This window comes from Lelliottia wanjuensis (assembly GCF_030238365.1).
GTDB classification, from domain to species: domain Bacteria; phylum Pseudomonadota; class Gammaproteobacteria; order Enterobacterales; family Enterobacteriaceae; genus Enterobacter; species Enterobacter wanjuensis.
This window is the reverse complement of the sequence record NZ_JASSOT010000063.1, coordinates 209,686-226,069: the sequence shown is the minus strand read 5'-3', so window position 1 is coordinate 226,069 and position 16,384 is coordinate 209,686. Positions and strand designations below refer to the sequence as shown.

17 protein-coding genes are annotated in these 16,384 nt (G+C 57.0%); 9 read left to right on the top strand and 8 right to left on the bottom strand.

Annotated elements, in window-relative coordinates; genetic code table 11:
* The first annotated feature begins 13 nt into the window (after nt 1–13).
* The gene (locus QQF33_RS14985) at nt 14–1,099 is read left to right on the top strand and encodes an aminotransferase class V-fold PLP-dependent enzyme (RefSeq protein ID WP_285149469.1); all 1,086 of its coding nucleotides are present in this window, start codon (nt 14–16) and stop codon (nt 1,097–1,099) included.
* Nucleotides 1,100–1,850: 751 nt separating this feature from the next.
* On the opposite strand, the gene argS is transcribed toward QQF33_RS14985, so the two are convergent.
* A complete protein-coding gene (gene argS, locus QQF33_RS14980; protein WP_285158079.1) occupies nt 1,851–3,584 on the bottom strand; it encodes an arginine--tRNA ligase in 1,734 nt (577 codons plus the stop codon).
* A 238-nt stretch (nt 3,585–3,822) separates the two neighbouring features.
* Between argS and QQF33_RS14975 the strand changes: the two genes are divergently transcribed.
* Nucleotides 3,823–4,383 carry a VOC family protein gene (locus QQF33_RS14975; RefSeq protein WP_285144244.1) on the top strand — a complete coding sequence of 187 codons (561 nt, stop codon included), beginning with the start codon at nt 3,823–3,825 and terminating at the stop codon, nt 4,381–4,383.
* 85 nt (nt 4,384–4,468) lie between these two features.
* Nucleotides 4,469–5,212, top strand: a complete 744-nt coding sequence (gene cutC / locus QQF33_RS14970) for a copper homeostasis protein CutC (RefSeq protein ID WP_285158078.1) — start codon at nt 4,469–4,471, stop codon at nt 5,210–5,212.
* Between the two features lie 290 nt (nt 5,213–5,502).
* Here the strand turns inward: cutC and cmoB are convergent, their stop codons facing one another.
* The 5 genes from cmoB to QQF33_RS14945 are packed head-to-tail and all read right to left on the bottom strand — an operon-like array spanning nt 5,503 to nt 9,078.
* Nucleotides 5,503–6,474 (bottom strand): tRNA 5-methoxyuridine(34)/uridine 5-oxyacetic acid(34) synthase CmoB, encoded by a 972-nt coding sequence (gene cmoB / locus QQF33_RS14965; protein ID WP_095282397.1) that lies wholly within the window; start codon nt 6,472–6,474, stop codon nt 5,503–5,505.
* Nucleotides 6,471–7,211, bottom strand: a complete 741-nt coding sequence (cmoA, locus tag QQF33_RS14960; protein ID WP_282494662.1) for a carboxy-S-adenosyl-L-methionine synthase CmoA — start codon at nt 7,209–7,211, stop codon at nt 6,471–6,473. The genes cmoB and cmoA overlap by 4 nt, the downstream gene beginning before the upstream one ends.
* A 40-nt stretch (nt 7,212–7,251) precedes the next feature.
* On the bottom strand, nt 7,252–7,647 hold the full coding sequence (locus QQF33_RS14955; protein ID WP_095282395.1) for an MAPEG family protein: 396 nt from the start codon (nt 7,645–7,647) through the stop codon (nt 7,252–7,254).
* Between the two features lie 49 nt (nt 7,648–7,696).
* Complete coding sequence (locus QQF33_RS14950) at nt 7,697–8,515, bottom strand: DUF72 domain-containing protein (RefSeq protein WP_285144246.1); 819 nt, start codon at nt 8,513–8,515, stop codon at nt 7,697–7,699.
* Nucleotides 8,512–9,078 carry a hydrolase gene (locus QQF33_RS14945; protein ID WP_285158077.1) on the bottom strand — a complete coding sequence of 189 codons (567 nt, stop codon included), beginning with the start codon at nt 9,076–9,078 and terminating at the stop codon, nt 8,512–8,514. Before QQF33_RS14945 ends, QQF33_RS14950 begins: the two co-directional genes overlap by 4 nt.
* A gap of 264 nt (nt 9,079–9,342) precedes the next feature.
* On the opposite strand from QQF33_RS14945, the gene aspS reads away from it, so the two are divergent.
* The 6 genes from aspS (at nt 9,343) to ruvB (ending at nt 14,709) form a co-directional block, all read left to right on the top strand.
* Nucleotides 9,343–11,115 (top strand): aspartate--tRNA ligase, encoded by a 1,773-nt coding sequence (aspS, locus tag QQF33_RS14940; RefSeq protein ID WP_285158076.1) that lies wholly within the window; start codon nt 9,343–9,345, stop codon nt 11,113–11,115.
* A gap of 1 nt (nt 11,116) precedes the next feature.
* Nucleotides 11,117–11,560 carry a dihydroneopterin triphosphate diphosphatase gene (nudB, locus tag QQF33_RS14935; protein WP_285149475.1) on the top strand — a complete coding sequence of 148 codons (444 nt, stop codon included), beginning with the start codon at nt 11,117–11,119 and terminating at the stop codon, nt 11,558–11,560.
* Nucleotides 11,561–11,698: 138 nt separating this feature from the next.
* Complete coding sequence (locus QQF33_RS14930) at nt 11,699–12,439, top strand: YebC/PmpR family DNA-binding transcriptional regulator (protein ID WP_014070693.1); 741 nt, start codon at nt 11,699–11,701, stop codon at nt 12,437–12,439.
* A 34-nt stretch (nt 12,440–12,473) separates the two neighbouring features.
* Nucleotides 12,474–12,995 (top strand): crossover junction endodeoxyribonuclease RuvC, encoded by a 522-nt coding sequence (gene ruvC / locus QQF33_RS14925; protein WP_285144251.1) that lies wholly within the window; start codon nt 12,474–12,476, stop codon nt 12,993–12,995.
* An 80-nt stretch (nt 12,996–13,075) separates the two neighbouring features.
* The gene (gene ruvA, locus QQF33_RS14920; protein WP_282494657.1) at nt 13,076–13,687 is read left to right on the top strand and encodes a Holliday junction branch migration protein RuvA; all 612 of its coding nucleotides are present in this window, start codon (nt 13,076–13,078) and stop codon (nt 13,685–13,687) included.
* An 11-nt stretch (nt 13,688–13,698) separates the two neighbouring features.
* Nucleotides 13,699–14,709 carry a Holliday junction branch migration DNA helicase RuvB gene (ruvB, locus tag QQF33_RS14915; protein WP_100779779.1) on the top strand — a complete coding sequence of 337 codons (1,011 nt, stop codon included), beginning with the start codon at nt 13,699–13,701 and terminating at the stop codon, nt 14,707–14,709.
* A gap of 96 nt (nt 14,710–14,805) precedes the next feature.
* On the opposite strand, the gene znuB is transcribed toward ruvB, so the two are convergent.
* Both znuB and znuC read right to left on the bottom strand, forming a co-directional pair.
* On the bottom strand, nt 14,806–15,591 hold the full coding sequence (gene znuB / locus QQF33_RS14910; RefSeq protein WP_285158075.1) for a zinc ABC transporter permease subunit ZnuB: 786 nt from the start codon (nt 15,589–15,591) through the stop codon (nt 14,806–14,808).
* The gene (gene znuC, locus QQF33_RS14905) at nt 15,588–16,343 is read right to left on the bottom strand and encodes a zinc ABC transporter ATP-binding protein ZnuC (RefSeq protein WP_282494655.1); all 756 of its coding nucleotides are present in this window, start codon (nt 16,341–16,343) and stop codon (nt 15,588–15,590) included. The genes znuB and znuC overlap by 4 nt, the downstream gene beginning before the upstream one ends.
* Nucleotides 16,344–16,384 lie beyond the last annotated feature (41 nt).

The window sequence follows — 16,384 nt, the reverse complement described above, 5'->3', positions numbered from 1 at the left end:
ATGGAGTGAACCTATGAATACCTGGCCTTTGCAGAGCCTGACCATGGAACAGGCGCAGCAAAAACAGTTTCAGCTGGTGGATATTATCTGCCGTCATTTTCCGGGAAGCGATTTCCTCAGCGGCGGAGATTTGGGTCTGGTTCCTGGGCTTAACCAGCCGCAGATGACCCAGCGGGTCGAAGCCGTCATCGCTGATTTTTTTAATGCGCCTAAAGCGGCGCTGGTGCAGGGGGCGGGGACGGGCGCGATTCGAAGCGGCCTCGCGGCTTTGCTCAAAGCGGGGGAGACGCTGCTGATCCACGATGCGCCGGTTTACCCGACCACGGAGGTGATCGTCGAACAGATGGGCCTTCGCCTGATTCGTGCCGATTTCAATCAGCTTGATGAGGTGGCGAAAGCGATTGAGGCACATCGCCCGCAGGCGGCGCTGATCCAGCATACGCGCCAGAAAATGGACGATGCCTACTCCCTGGAGGACGTCATCGCCTGCCTGAATCATTACGGCATTCCCTCGCTGACGGACGATAATTACGCGGTGATGAAGGTTGAGAAGATTGGCTGCGAATGCGGCTCTGGCCTGTCCACCTTTTCGAGCTTCAAACTCTTTGGCCCGGCGGGAGTGGGGGTGGTTGTGGGTGACGATAATGCCGTGAGTCGCGTGCGCCAAAGCATGTACTCCGGCGGCAGCCAGGTTCAGGGCGTTCAGGCGATGGAGGTCCTGCGCGGGTTAGTTTTCGCGCCCGTGATGCACGCGGTGCAAGCGATGGTGAATGACCGGGTGGTGGCGGCCCTGCAAAGCGGGGCGATCCCACAGGTGAAGCAGGCGTTGATAGCGAACGCGCAGTCCAAAGTGCTGCTGGTGGAGTTTCATCAGCCGATTGCGGAGAAAGTACTGGCCCGTGCCCATCAGCTGGGGGCGCTGCCTTACCCGGTTGGGGCCGAATCGAAATATGAAATTCCGCCGCTGTTTTACCGGCTTTCCGGGACGTTTCGCCAGTTCGACCCCACGCTTTCACAGCGCATGATCCGCATCAACCCGAATCGCAGTGGGGCTGAGACGGTACTGCGCATTTTGCGGGAAAGTTGCAGGGACCTGTAGGCCTGATAAGCGAAGCGCCATCAGGCAATTTCCCCGGTGGCGCTGCGCTTACAAAAAACCCGGCCATCGCCTAATGCTGGTCAGTGAAGCATCTGAGGTTGTTCCGTTCACCTTATGTTCAGCAGAATATAATCGCGTCACAACCTGTGAACGTGCAAAGGGGGCTACGCGGCCCCCTTTGCAATCCCCGCGCCCCGCCATGAAATCGGTGCTTCGCACTGCGCTCACCTCCCGGCCATCTGCCTGCGGTCGGCTCGACTCGACTTCCTGTCTCGTTTCGCCTCTGGCCGCCATCCCTGGCGTCCAGCCCTTGTCATCCGGCCTTCGGTTCGCCGATTTCAGCGGGGACCCACACCGGTGCCACATTCAGACGGCTGAAAAGGTTGAGGGAACGTGAGTCCGGCTGAAAATCGCCGAAGCGTTTCCTGGAGGCCGGGTCGAGGCGCAGGGAAGCGCCGAGAGGGTGCGACCTGCATGGATGCAGGATCGCGCCCGACCCGATAGCCGCAAGGAATAAGCTGAGGGCACCGCGAAGCGGCGATTTTCTTTGCCGGGAGCCGGGGTTGCCAGGGTGGTGGCGATTGAGCCACCCTGGCACGTTCACCGCAGAGAGATGGACCGGAAGCAGAGGAACGAAAGTGAACGGAACAATTCCACTGATGCCATAAAGGTCCTGGGGCAAGCAAAATAATGAATTTAAACTCATTATTTTGCTTAACTGACTGGCATTAAGCCATCGCCGGGTTTGTTTTTACATACGTTCTACGGTTTCGATCCCGAGGGTATCCAGCCCCAGCTTCAGCGTCTTCGCGGTCAGCTGTGCCAGTTTCAGGCGGCTGTTGCGAATTTCTTCGCTTTCGGCGGAGAGAATCGGGCAATGCTCGTAGAAACCAGAGAACAGACCGGCCAGATCGTACAGGTACGCACACATCACGTGCGGCGTGCCTTCGCGCGCGACCACCGCCAGCGTCTCTTCGAACTGCAGCAGACGGGCGGCCAGCTGCGCTTCGCGATCTTCGTTGATCACTACGGTCGCATTCGCCAGCGCGCTTTCGTCGATGTCGGCTTTACGGAACACGGACAGCACGCGGGTGTAGGCATATTGCATGTACGGCGCGGTATTGCCTTCGAAGGCCAACATGTTGTCCCAGTCGAAGATGTAGTCGGTGGTACGGTTCTTGGAGAGATCCGCGTATTTCACCGCACCGATACCCACCGCTGTCGCCAGTTTTTCCAGCTCGTCGGCTGGCATATCCGGGTTCTTCTCAGCGACCAGACGACGCGCACGTTCCAGCGCTTCATCCAGCAGGTCGGAAAGTTTCACGGTGCCACCGGCGCGGGTTTTGAACGGCTTACCGTCTTTACCCAGCATCATGCCGAACATGTGGTGTTCCAGCGGCACGGAATCAGGCACGTAACCGGCTTTACGTACGATGGTCCACGCCTGCATCAGGTGCTGATGCTGACGGGAGTCGATGTAGTACAGCACGCGGTCCGCATGCAGGGTTTCGTAGCGATATTTCGCGCAGGCGATATCGGTGGTGGTGTAGAGATAGCCGTCATCCTTTTTCTGGATGATCACGCCCATCGGTTCGCCTTCCTTGTTTTTGTACTCATCAAGGAACACCACCGTTGCGCCTTCGCTCTCCACCGCCAGTTTTTTGGCTTTCAGATCGGCCACGATGCCCGGCAGCATTGGGTTGTAGAGACTCTCGCCCATCACGTCGTCGCGGGTCAGGGTAACGTTCAGACGGTCATAGGTTAACTGGTTCTGAGACATGGTGATGTCGACCAGCTTGCGCCACATTTCGCGGAAGTAGGCGTCGCCACCCTGCAGTTTTACGACGTAGCTGCGCGCGCGCTCGGCGAAGACTTCATCTTCGTCGTAATGTTTTTTGGCTTCACGGTAGAAACCTTCGAGGTCGGCCAGCGCCATTTCGCCCGCGTTTTCCTGCTGCTGCTTTTCAAGATACGCAATCAGCATGCCGAACTGCGTACCCCAGTCGCCGACGTGGTTAGCGCGAATCACTTTATGGCCGAGGAATTCCAGGGTGCGCACCGCGGCATCACCGATGATGGTGGAGCGCAGGTGACCGACGTGCATCTCTTTCGCCACGTTTGGCGCAGAGTAATCGATAACGACGGTTTGCGCTTCCGGCTGGGACACGCCCAGACGCTCTGATTTCAGCGCCGCGTCGATGTGACCGGCGAGGAAGGCCGGGTCGAGGAAAATGTTGATAAAGCCCGGGCCTGCAATCTCAACTTTACTGGCGATGCCGTTGAGATCCAGATGAGTCAGCACCAGCTCAGCGAGTTGTCGCGGCGGCATGCCCAGTTTTTTAGCCACTGCCATCACGCCATTAGCCTGATAGTCGCCAAACTGTACTTTTGCTGACTGACGAACCTGCGGTTCGCAATCCGCAGGAGCACCTGCGGCAATCAGTGCCTGACTGACTTTTTCGGAGAGAAGAGCCTGAATATTCACCTGGATACCTTACTTTTTTGCTGCGGGCGAGTTGAACCCACACCAGTTTGAGAATTTAGGGCCGGAGTATACTGCAAATGCCCTCTGGCGTCAGCATTGCACAGGCTGAAGAGCGCTCAGAAAACAGGCGATGAAATAGTGCATAAGCATGCAGTGGGAAAATCGTGAAATCTGCGGTTGGTTGCAGCCATGCAACAGAGTAAATTAGCGGCTTTGCGACAGGATAAGAGAACCGCTGATGACGAACTGGCAATCCATTGACGAACTGCATGATATTTCCGCAGATTTACCGCGTTTCACCCAGGCGTTCACAGAACTTGCCACCCGGCTGGGGCTGGATATCGCTCCGCTCGACGCCGATCACATTTCCCTGCGCTGTCATCAGGACGCAACGGCGGAGCGCTGGCGTCGCGGGTTTGAACAGTGCGGCGAACTGCTGTCGGAAAATGTCATCAACGGTCGCCCGATTTGCCTGTTTAAACTCCATGAGCCCGTCTGCGTGGCGCACTGGACATTTCACGTGGTTGAATTGCCGTGGCCGGGCGAAAAGCGCTATCCGATCGAGGGCTGGGAGCATATCGAAATCGTACTGCCTGGCGACCCCGACACCCTGAATGCCCGCGCGCTGGCGCTGCTGTCGGACGACGGCCTGAGCCAACCCGGTATCTTTGTGAAAACCAGCTCGCCAAAAGGGGAGCGCGAGCGCCTGCCGAACCCGACGCTGGCCGTGACCGATGGAAAAGTGACGGTGAAATTTCACCCCTGGACCATCGAGCAAATCGTCGCCAGTGAAGCATAACCCGCAAAAGAGTGTGAACTCACGCCAGGTCCGCCGTTTTACGGCGTGGCATGATGGTTTATTACCGTGAATGAAAGGAGGAAGTGTGGCGCTACTGGAGATCTGTTGTTACAGCATGGAATGTGCTGTCACGGCGCAACAAAACGGGGCCGATCGCGTTGAACTGTGCGCCGCGCCGAAAGAGGGTGGTCTGACGCCGTCATACGGCATGCTGAAATCTGTCCGCGAGGCGGTGACCATCCCCGTCCACCCGATTATTCGCCCGCGCGGCGGAGACTTTTGTTACTCGGCGGGTGAATTTGACGCCATGCTGGAAGATGTGACGAGTGTTCGCGAACTGGGCTTCCCGGGTCTGGTGATCGGCCTGCTTGATGAAGAGGGTAACGTCGATATGCCGCGTATGCGCCAGATTATGGCGGCAGCAAAAGGGATGGCGGTGACTTTTCATCGCGCGTTTGATATGTGTAAAGATCCGATTCAAGCCTTTGAAAATCTGGCCGAATTGGGCGTGGCGCGCATCCTGACATCCGGCCAGCAGTCGAGCGCTGAAAAAGGACTGCAATTAATTATGGAACTAAAAGCGCATTCCGGTGTTCCAATAATAATTGCAGGTGCGGGAGTCCGCGCCAGCAATCTGGAAACGTTTTTAAACGCAGGGGTGGAAGAGCTTCACAGCTCGGCAGGCAATTGGACGCCTTCGCCTATGCGCTATCGCAACACAGGATTGTCAATGTCGACAGATGCCGAAGCGGATGAGTACTCCCGCTACGGGGTAGATGGAGAGTCGGTTGCGGTAATGAAATCAATGATTGAGCAGTTTCACGTGTAGCAGCGATTTTTACCGCGCATCATGTCGCCCAATATGATGCTTGCTTGTACCAGGCCCCTGCAATTTCAACAGGGGCCTTTTTTTCTCCTTCATATTTCAAGCCGCAGCTGCGTTGGCTGCCTCGCTCACACCGGTCACTGACTCATGTCAGCTCCCGGCGATTCGCTGCGTTGCCGCCTTGCTGCAACTTGAACTATTTTGGAGAAACCGGGCTAACTGCCGGGTGGCGGCTTCGCCTTACCCGGCCTACAAAACCGTAGGCCCGTGCAAGCGAAGCGCCGCCGGGCAAATCACGGCTTAGTCGCAATCAACACCGCACGCATCGGTGCGGGATAGCCTTCGATGGTTTTGCTGCTGTCGTTCGGGTCGAGGAATTCAGCCAGCGACTCGGTGGTCAGCCACTCGGTGCGACGCTGCTCTTCCGTCGAGGTCACGCACACATCCACAATGCGGATATCGACAAAACCACACTTCGCCAGCCAGTTTTTCAGCGCCAGCGCGGACGGGATGAAATAGACGTTACGCATCTGCGCGTAGCGATCGCCCGGCACCAGCACCGCGTTTTCGTCGCCCTCGATCACCAGCGTTTCCAGCACCAGTTCGCCGCCGCTGACCAGCTGATCTTTCAGCTGCCACAGATGCTCCAGCGGGGAGCGGCGATGGTACAGCACGCCCATCGAGAAGACCGTATCAAAGGCGTTCAGGGCAGGGAGTTGTTCAATGCCCAGCGGCAGAACGTGCGCGCGCTGATCGTTACCCAGCAGTTTACGCACCGCTTCGAACTGGCACAGGAACAGCTGCATCGGGTCGATCCCGACCGCCAGATGCGCACCCGCGCCAATCATGCGCCACAGGTGATACCCGCTCCCGCAGCCGACGTCCAGAATCGTGCGACCGGTCAAATCCGACAGATGCGGCAGAACGCGATCCCACTTCCAGTCGGAACGCCATTCGGTGTTAATGTTCAGACCGTACAGGGAGAACGGCCCTTTGCGCCACGGCATCAGGTTGCGCATCAGCTTTTCAAGACGCAGCAGTTGGCCTTCGCTCAGTGGCTCGGCACTTTCCGCCGTCACGCTGTGCAGCAGGTCCAGTTTGTAAGGCGTCATTTCCGGCAAAAACTCGACCGCGTTGCTCCACTGCTTAAACTGGCCGTGCAGGGAGTCGCGCTGCCAGGCCGCAACCTGCGCAGGCAGGGTCTCCAGCCAGTGGGAGAGGTGGTTTTTGGCGATAAGCTGATAGAAATTGCTGAAGTCGATCATGCGTTGTCCCCTTTCAGAGCCACCAGGGAACCAAAGTTAAAGCACTGGAACCAGAGTTCGCTGTGCTCAAAACCGGCTTTATGCAGGCGCGCTTTATGCGCTTCGACGGAGTCGGTGAGCATCACGTTTTCCAGCATGCTGCGCTTCTGGCTGATCTCCAGCTCGCTGTAACCGTTGGCACGTTTGAAATCGTGATGCATGTTGAACAGCAGTTCGCCGACTTTCGCGTCTTCAAAACTGAATTTCTCTGACAGCACCAGCGCGCCGCCGGGGTTCAGCCCCTTGTAAATTTTGTCCAGCAACAACTGGCGATCTTCGGGCACCAGGAACTGCAGGGTAAAATTCAGAACTACCATCGAGGCGTTCTCGATGTGGATATCGCGAATGTCGCCTTCAATAACCTCAACGGGGGTCGGCGCTTTATAGGCGTCCAGATGACGGCGGCAGCGCTCGACCATCGCCGGAGAGTTATCGACGGCAATGATCTTGCAGCCTTCGTGATGCACGTTACGGCGAATCGACAGCGTCGCGGCGCCCAGTGAACAACCCAGGTCATAAACCTGCGTACCGGGTTGAACAAAGCGTTCAGCCAGCATGCCGATCATAGAGATAATATTGGAATAACCTGGAACAGAGCGCTGGATCATATCCGGGAAGACTTCGGCTACCCGTTCATCAAAGGTCCAGTCGCCCAGACTGGCGATAGGCGCGGAAAAAAGCGTGTCGCGATCAGACATAACGTAAAAATCCGGGAAAAATAAAGTGGCGTATTGTGCGCTAATGGAAGGAGAAAACCAACTCCCACGGCATATACCACAGGTTAGCCAGCACCATCAGCAAAAGCGAACACCAGGTCGCGCTCATGCCGGAACGACGCCAGCGGAATAAGCGGTGGTGAAAGCCGTAATAGTGCATCAGTCGTCCAGCGATCAACAGCAGACCGCAGACGTGAACCATCCAGGTTTCCGCGCCGTCCATCTCCATGAGCAGCAGCAAAATCAGCGCAACGGGAATGTATTCCACCGCATTACCATGAATACGGATGGCGCTTTGTAACTCCGAAAACCCACCGTCACCGTATGAGACGCGGTATTGCATTCTCAGGCGCACAACATCAAACGAAAACTTAATCAGTAGTAATGCTCCTAACACCGCGTACAGTGCGCTGACCATACAAACTCCCTGTTTTTGGCAGATGGCACTTCTATGATAGGGCCTGACGTCAGAAAAGAGAAGATTGTTGTGGGATGGAGGGGGCAGGGCCAAGGGACGGAACCGCAGCCTGCAAGGCTTGCCACAGAGCATCGACCAGTTCAGGTGCCTGTGCGATATCCGGCGTGTGCAGGAAAAGGTAAGGGGTGGTGGTTTGCTCCCATTTCGGCAGCGTTTGCAGCCACACGGCGAACATCTCGCGATTTTGCTGCATATTGTCGCTGCCGATGAACCGTACCATCGGATTGTTGGCCGTCACCACGGCGTGAACCGGCACTTTCGGTTTTTTGCGCTGGGCGTCGATAATGGCTTCGTTATGCGCCACGGCGCTGTGGACCGGGCGGCTGTCCAGAATGACCCGATTCACACCGCGCTCATGCAGCCCACGGTTAAGCGCCTGTTCCGCTTCGCCTTTGGCGAAAAATTCCGGATGACGCACTTCCACGCCGTAGGTGAATTCGCGGGGAAGGGCGTCGAGAAAAGCCCACAAGGCGGGCAGATCGCGCGGGCCAAAGGTGGCCGGGAGTTGCAGCCAGTACTGGCCGATGCGGTTCGCCAGGGGCGACATCCTTTCGAAAAACTCCTCGGTTAAATCTCCGCACTGGCGCAGCGCGGCCTGGTGGGAAATGGTCGCCGGGAATTTAAAGCAGAAGCGGAAGTCGTCGGTGGTCTGCTCGCGCCAGCGCGCGACGATCTCCGCGCGCGGCAGGGCGTACAGCGTGGTATTGCCCTCCACACAGTTAAAATGGCGGGCATACTCTTCAAGGCTGGTAATGCCAAGGCGCACCCATTTCGGGTGCGACCATTGGGGCAGGCCCAGGTAAATCATAACGCGCTGAGGATCTCGTCGGTGCTGCGCACGCGACCGATACGCGGGAAGATATGGGTCATGCTGCCCTGATGCTGATCCGCCGAGGCAGCGCTGCACGCGTCTTCAGCAATCACCAGGTTAAAGCCCAGCTCCCAGGCGTTACGCGCGGTGGATTCCACGCCGATGTTGGTGGAAATCCCGCACAGGATGATGGTGTCGATCCCACGACGGCGCAGCTGGAGTTCCAGATCGGTGCCGTAGAACGCGCCCCACTGGCGTTTGGTGACTTCGATATCGCTATCCTGTTTGCCAAGCGTTTCAGGATAGGCCCACCAGTTTGCCGGCAGCGCGGCGGCAGGGGCTTGCGCATCCACCGGCTGTTTCAGCGCTTCGGCGAAATCGGCTGACCAGCCTACGCGCACCATGACCACCGGCGATCCGCTGGCGCGGCATTTATCCGCAAGACGTGCGCTGCGGCTGACCACATCCGAAGCCGTATGCGGGCCTCCGGCGAACGGCAGAATGCCTTCCTGCAAATCGATCACGACAAGTGCGGTTTTGGTGGCATCAAGTGTTAACATCATTACTCCAGTCAAAAGATTAGCGTCCGTCACACCTTACGATGATACAGGGTAAGTAAGATCGGATAATTTTGTTAATTTTTGTGAGAATGCGCAATAAGAGCGCAGCAATCGCGCGTCTGGCAAGCTTCTCTCTTATCGTACGGCGGAATTTCCAGTATAATAGCCGCCTTTTTTCATCCAGTTGTGACATACAGAAAGCTGCGACATAGTAGCCTGTAACTCAGGCGACATTTAGCCTGCGGCTAAATTAAGGGATATCTCATGCGTACAGAATATTGCGGGCAGTTGCGTCAGTCCCACGTTGGACAGCAGGTGACCCTGTGTGGTTGGGTCAACCGTCGTCGTGATCTCGGTAGCCTTATCTTCATCGATTTGCGTGACCGTGAAGGCATCGTGCAGGTGTTCTTCGATCCGGATCGTGCGGACGCGTTAAAACTGGCCTCCGAACTGCGTAATGAGTTCTGCATCCAGGTCACCGGCACCGTGCGTGCGCGTGACGAAAAAAATATCAACGCCGATATGGCGACGGGTGCCATCGAAGTGCTCGCGTCCGACCTGACTATCATCAACCGTTCAGAATCGCTGCCGCTTGACTCCAACCACGTCAACACCGAAGAAGCGCGTCTGAAATATCGCTATCTGGATCTGCGTCGCCCGGAAATGGCTCAGCGCCTGAAAACCCGCGCGAAGATCACAAGCCTGGTGCGTCGTTTCATGGACGACCACGGTTTCCTCGATATCGAAACCCCGATGCTGACCAAAGCCACGCCGGAAGGCGCGCGCGATTACCTGGTTCCGTCTCGTGTACATAAAGGCAAGTTCTACGCGCTGCCGCAGTCTCCACAGCTGTTCAAACAGCTGCTGATGATGTCCGGTTTCGACCGCTACTATCAGATCGTGAAATGCTTCCGTGACGAAGACCTGCGCGCTGACCGTCAGCCTGAATTCACCCAGATCGACGTCGAGACCTCCTTCATGACCGCACCTCAGGTGCGCGAAATCATGGAAGCGCTGGTGCGCGGCCTTTGGCAGGATGTGAAGGGTGTGGATCTGGGCGATTTCCCGATCATGACCTTCGCCGAAGCGGAACGTCGTTACGGCTCTGACAAACCAGACCTGCGTAACCCGATGGAGCTGGTGGACGTTGCTGACCTGCTGAAAGCGGTTGAGTTTGCGGTCTTCTCAGACCCGGCTAACGATGCGAAAGGTCGTGTGGCTGCTCTGCGCGTACCTGGCGGTGCAAGCTTAAGCCGTAAACAAATTGATGACTACGGCAATTTCGTCAAAATCTACGGCGCGAAAGGCCTGGCTTATATTAAAGTCACCGAACGTGCGAAAGGCATCGAAGGCATCACCAGCCCGGTGGCGAAATTCCTGAACGCAGACATCGTGGAAGCGATCCTTGAGCGCACCGGCGCACAGGACGGCGACATGATCTTCTTCGGCGCAGACAACAAGAAAGTGGTTGCCGACGCGCTGGGCGCACTGCGCCTCAAACTGGGTAAAGACCTGAACCTGACTGACGAAGCCAAATGGGCTCCGCTCTGGGTGATCGACTTCCCAATGTTTGAAGATGACGGTGAAGGCGGCCTGACGGCGATGCACCACCCGTTCACCGCACCGAAAGACATGACCGCGAGCGAACTGAAAGCTGCACCGGAAGAGGCGGTTGCGAACGCCTACGATATGGTGATTAACGGTTATGAAGTGGGCGGCGGTTCCGTACGTATCCACAGCGGCGAAATGCAGCAGACCGTGTTCGGCATTCTGGGCATTAACGAGCAAGAGCAGCGCGAGAAGTTTGGCTTCCTTCTGGATGCCCTGAAATACGGCACGCCTCCGCACGCGGGTCTGGCGTTTGGTCTGGATCGTCTGACCATGCTTCTGACCGGCACGGATAACATTCGTGATGTGATTGCCTTCCCAAAAACCACCGCCGCTGCGTGTCTGATGACCGAAGCGCCAAGCTTTGCTAACCCGGCCTCTCTGGCTGAGTTGGGCATCGACGTGGTGAAAAAGGAAGAGAAAAACTGATATGGAGTATAAGCGTCCCGTTTCGGTCTTAGTGGTGATTTACGCGCAGGACACTAGGCGGGTGCTGATGTTACAGCGGCGCGACGATCCCGATTTCTGGCAGTCGGTTACCGGCAGCCTGGAAGAGGGCGAAACCGCGTCGCAGGCCGCCGCGCGTGAAGTAAATGAAGAGGTCACCATTAATGTTGCTCAGGAGCAACTGACCCTGAAGGACTGTCAGCGCACGGTGGAGTTTGAAATTTTTAGCCATTTACGTCATCGCTATGCTCCGGGAATTAAGCGCAATAAGGAATCGTGGTTCTGTCTTGCGCTTCCCCATGAACGGCAGATCGTGTTCACCGAACACCTGACCTACCGCTGGGTTGAGGCGGCCGAAGCGGCCACCTTAACCAAGTCGTGGAGCAACCGGCAGGCGATTGAAGAATTTGTAATTAACGTTAATTAGTTTTCCCAAGAATTTCAGTTCTCAGGAAGGCGGCAAGACCGAGAGTCACCCTGAGCTTACTTCAGTAAGTGATGGGTGCGAGCGGGCGCAGCCAACGCACCTGAGGGCTGAAAGGCGACGGGAAATGGAGAACTTTTTATGGCAGGTCATAGTAAGTGGGCCAACACGAAGCATCGCAAAGCAGCACAGGATGCCAAACGCGGTAAGATCTTTACCAAAATCATTCGCGAGCTGGTGACGGCAGCCCGTCTGGGCGGCGGCGATGCGGGTTCTAACCCACGTCTGCGCGCAGCGATTGATAAAGCACTGTCTAACAACATGACGCGTGACACCCTGAACCGTGCGATTGCACGTGGCGTGGGCGGCGATGACGACGCGAACATGGAAACCATCATTTATGAAGGTTACGGCCCTGGCGGTACAGCGGTCATGGTTGAGTGTCTGTCCGACAACCGTAACCGTACCGTTGCCGAAGTGCGCCATGCGTTCACCAAAACCGGTGGCAACCTGGGCACCGACGGTTCCGTGGCTTACCTGTTCAGCAAAAAAGGCGTGATCTCCTTCGAGAAAGGCGACGAAGATGTGATCATGGAAGCGGCGCTGGAAGCGGGTGCAGAAGACGTGGTGACCTTCGACGACGGCGCGATTGACGTTTACACCGCCTGGGAAGAGATGGGCGCGGTACGTGATGCGCTGGAAGCGGCAGGTCTTAAAGCAGACAACGCTGAAGTGTCGATGATCCCATCGACCAAAGCCGATATGGATGCGGAAACCGCGCCAAAACTGCTGCGTCTGATCGACATGCTCGAAGACTGCGATGACGTGCAGGAAGTTTATCATAACGGTGAGATCTCTGATGAGGTCGCCGCGACTCTCTAATGAGAGTCATTGAACCTCTAACCGGAGACGCGTGATGTCGATTATTCTCGGGATTGACCCCGGCTCACGTATCACCGGTTACGGCGTTATCCGCCAGGTGGGTCGCCAGCTGACCTACCTCGGCAGCGGCTGTATTCGCACCAAAGTCGATGATTTACCGTCGCGCCTGAAACTCATTTACGCGGGCGTGTCGGAAATCATCACCCAGTTTCAGCCCGACTTTTTTGCCATTGAGCAGGTCTTTATGGCGAAAAATGCCGACTCGGCGTTAAAGCTGGGCCAGGCGCGCGGCGTGGCGATTGTCGCGGCGGTCAACCAGGATTTGCCGGTGTTCGAATACGCGGCGCGTCAGGTCAAACAGACGGTGGTGGGCAATGGCGGGGCAGATAAAGTGCAGGTCCAGCACATGGTGCGGACCTTGCTTAAACTCCCGGCCAACCCGCAGGCGGATGCCGCCGATGCGCTGGCAATTGCGATAACCCACTGCCATGTGAGCCAAAACGCCATGCAAATGAGCGATTCGAGGCTCAATCTGGCGCGAGGCCGGTTACGATAATCACAAATCAGGCTGGATAAACATCCAGCCTTTTTTTATGATGACGGAAGTTAATTTCGCATCTCACGCAGGAGCATCATGTGATTGGCAGACTCAGAGGCATCATCATTGAAAAACAACCCCCGTTAGTTCTGCTGGAAGCGGGAGGCGTGGGGTATGAAGTCCATATGCCGATGACCTGTTTCTATGAACTTCCGGAGTCGGGTAAAGAGGCGATTGTTTTCACCCAGTTCGTGGTGCGTGAAGATGCCCAGCTTCTGTATGGCTTTAATAACAAGCAGGAACGCATGTTGTTCCGCGAGCTGATTAAAACCAACGGCGTCGGGCCTAAGCTGGCGCTGGCGATTTTGTCCGGCATGTCGGCGCAGCAGTTTGTGAATGCCGTTGAGCGTGAAGATCCCGCTGCGCTTATCAAACTCCCGGGCATCGGCAAAAAAACCGCTGAACGCCTGATCGTCGAAATGAAAGACCGCTTCAAGGGTCTGCATGGCGACCTGTTCACACCTGCGTCCGATCTGGTGCTGACCTCGCCGAACGGTCCGACGGATGACGACGCAGAGCAAGAAGCGGTGGCTGCGCTGGTGGCGCTGGGCTATAAACCACAGGAAGCCAGCCGGATGGTGAGCAAAATCGCCAAACCGGATGCCAGCAGTGAAACCCTGATTCGTGAAGCGCTCCGCGCGGCATTGTGAGGTAGTAGAGGATGATTGAAGCAGACCGCCTGATTTCGGCAGCCAGCAATGTTCCAGAAGATGTGGTGGATCGCGCGATCCGCCCGAAGCTGCTGGAAGAGTACATCGGCCAGCCGCAGGTTCGCTCACAGATGGAAATCTTTATCCAGGCGGCGAAACTTCGCGGGGATGCCCTCGATCATCTGCTGATTTTTGGTCCTCCCGGCCTCGGTAAAACCACGCTGGCGAACATCGTCGCCAATGAGATGGGCGTGAACCTGCGCACTACCTCGGGCCCGGTGCTGGAGAAAGCGGGGGATCTGGCGGCGATGCTGACTAACCTCGAGCCGCACGACGTGCTGTTTATCGATGAGATCCACCGTCTTTCGCCGGTGGTGGAAGAGGTGCTCTATCCGGCGATGGAAGATTATCAGCTGGATATCATGATTGGTGAAGGACCGGCGGCGCGCTCGATTAAAATCGATCTGCCGCCGTTTACCCTGATTGGCGCCACCACCCGAGCGGGTTCACTGACCTCGCCACTGCGCGACCGCTTCGGCATCGTGCAGCGCCTGGAGTTCTATCAGGTGGCGGATCTGCAGTACATCGTCGGTCGCAGCGCCCGCTTCATGGGGCTCGAGCTGAGCGACGAGGGTGCGTTTGAAGTGGCTAAGCGCTCGCGGGGCACACCGCGTATCGCCAACCGTCTGCTGCGTCGTGTACGCGACTTCGCGGAAGTGAAGCACGATGGCACCATCTCGCTGGATATCGCCTCCCAGGCGCTGGATATGCTGAACGTAGATGCCGAAGGGTTTGACTATATGGACCGCAAGCTGCTGCTGGCGATTCTGGATAAATTCTTTGGCGGGCCGGTCGGGCTGGACAACCTGGCGGCGGCGATTGGCGAAGAGCGTGAAACCATCGAGGACGTGCTGGAGCCGTATCTGATCCAGCAGGGCTTTTTGCAACGCACACCGCGTGGGCGTATGGCAACGGTTCGCGCGTGGAATCACTTCGGGATTACGCCACCAGAAATGCCGTAGTTCGCAGCCGAAAAAAAGCCGGATGTCGGCTAACGCCTTATCCGGCCTACAATGAAACATGTCGCCCGGTACGCGCAGCGCCACCGGGGAAAACAGTTAGCTCGCGGGTTTCTTCATCATACTGAAGATAAACATCAGTGCAGCGCACAGCACCACTGACGGGCCGGCTGGCGTGTCGTAAAACGCCGAGAAGGTTAATCCACCGGTCACGGCAATGATGCCGACAATCACCGCCACACCCGCCATTTGCTCCGGCGTACGGGCGAAACGACGCGCGGTTGCGGCCGGGATAATCAGCAGCGACGTAATAATCAGCGCGCCGACAAACTTCATCGCCACCCCAATCGTCAATGCGGTCACCAGCATCAGCAGCAGCTTCACGCGCTGCAGTTTAACGCCATCCACAAAGGCCAAATCAGCACTGACGGTCATCGCCAGCAGGTTGCGCCATTGCCACAGCAAAATCCCGAGCACGATTGCCACGCCAATGGCGATAGAGATCAGATCTTCTGGCGTCACCGCCAGCAGGTCGCCAAACAGATACGCCATTAAATCGACGCGAATGTTCGACATCAGGCTCACCACCACCAGACCGAGCGACAGCGCACTGTGGGCCATAATCCCCAGTAATGTATCCACCGCGAGGTGAGGGCGCTTCTCAAGCCACACCAGACCGGCGGCGAGCAGCAGCGTCACAGCAATCACCGCGTAGAACGGGTTCACATTCAGCAGCAGGCCAAAGGCCACGCCCAGCAATGAGGCATGGGCCAGAGTATCGCCAAAATAGGACATCCGGCGCCAGACAACAAAAGAGCCCAGCGGGCCCGCGGCACAAGCGAGCATCACCCCGGCTAACCAGCCGGGTAATAACAATTCAATCATGAGTGTCCATTTCCCCGACGCAGGACAATCCGTCCCTGTAAATCATGGCGATGATTATGGTTGTGGCGATAAATCCCCAGCTGTTCGGCCCCGCGAGAGCCAAACATGGAGATAAATTCAGGATGCATCGACACCACTTCCGGCGTGCCGGAGCAGCAGATGTGGTGATTCAGACACAGCACTTCGTCGGTCTTCGCCATCACCAGGTGGAGGTCGTGCGACACCATCAGGACGGCGCAGTCCAGCTCGCGGCGCAGCTGATCGATCAGGTCGTACAGGGCGACCTGGCCATTGACGTCGACGCCCTGGGTTGGCTCGTCGAGTACCAGCAGCTGCGGCTTGCTCAGCAAGGCGCGTGCCAGCAGAACGCGCTGGGTTTCACCGCCGGAGAGTTTCTGCATCGGCGCTTCGACCAGATGCCCGGCCTGAACGCGCTTCAGCGCGGGAAGGATATCGTCTTTACGGGTGCCCGGACGCAGTCGCAGAAAACGACCCACCGTTAAGGGCAGGGTGGCGTCGAGATGAATTTTTTGCGGGACGTAGCCGATTCGCAGCTTGTCGTCACGCTTGATGACGCCTGAATCAGGTGCTACCAGCCCGAGAACCACGCGCACCAGCGTCGATTTGCCCGCGCCGTTTGGGCCGAGCAAAGTTAAAATTTTGCCGGGTTTGAGGTCCAGCGATACGTCAGAGAGGACGCGGCGCTGACCAAAAGAAACCGAGATATTTTCGAGAGAAACTAAATTCGTCATGTCAATTTAAGCTTGCAGAAGTCAACGAATGTTATAATATC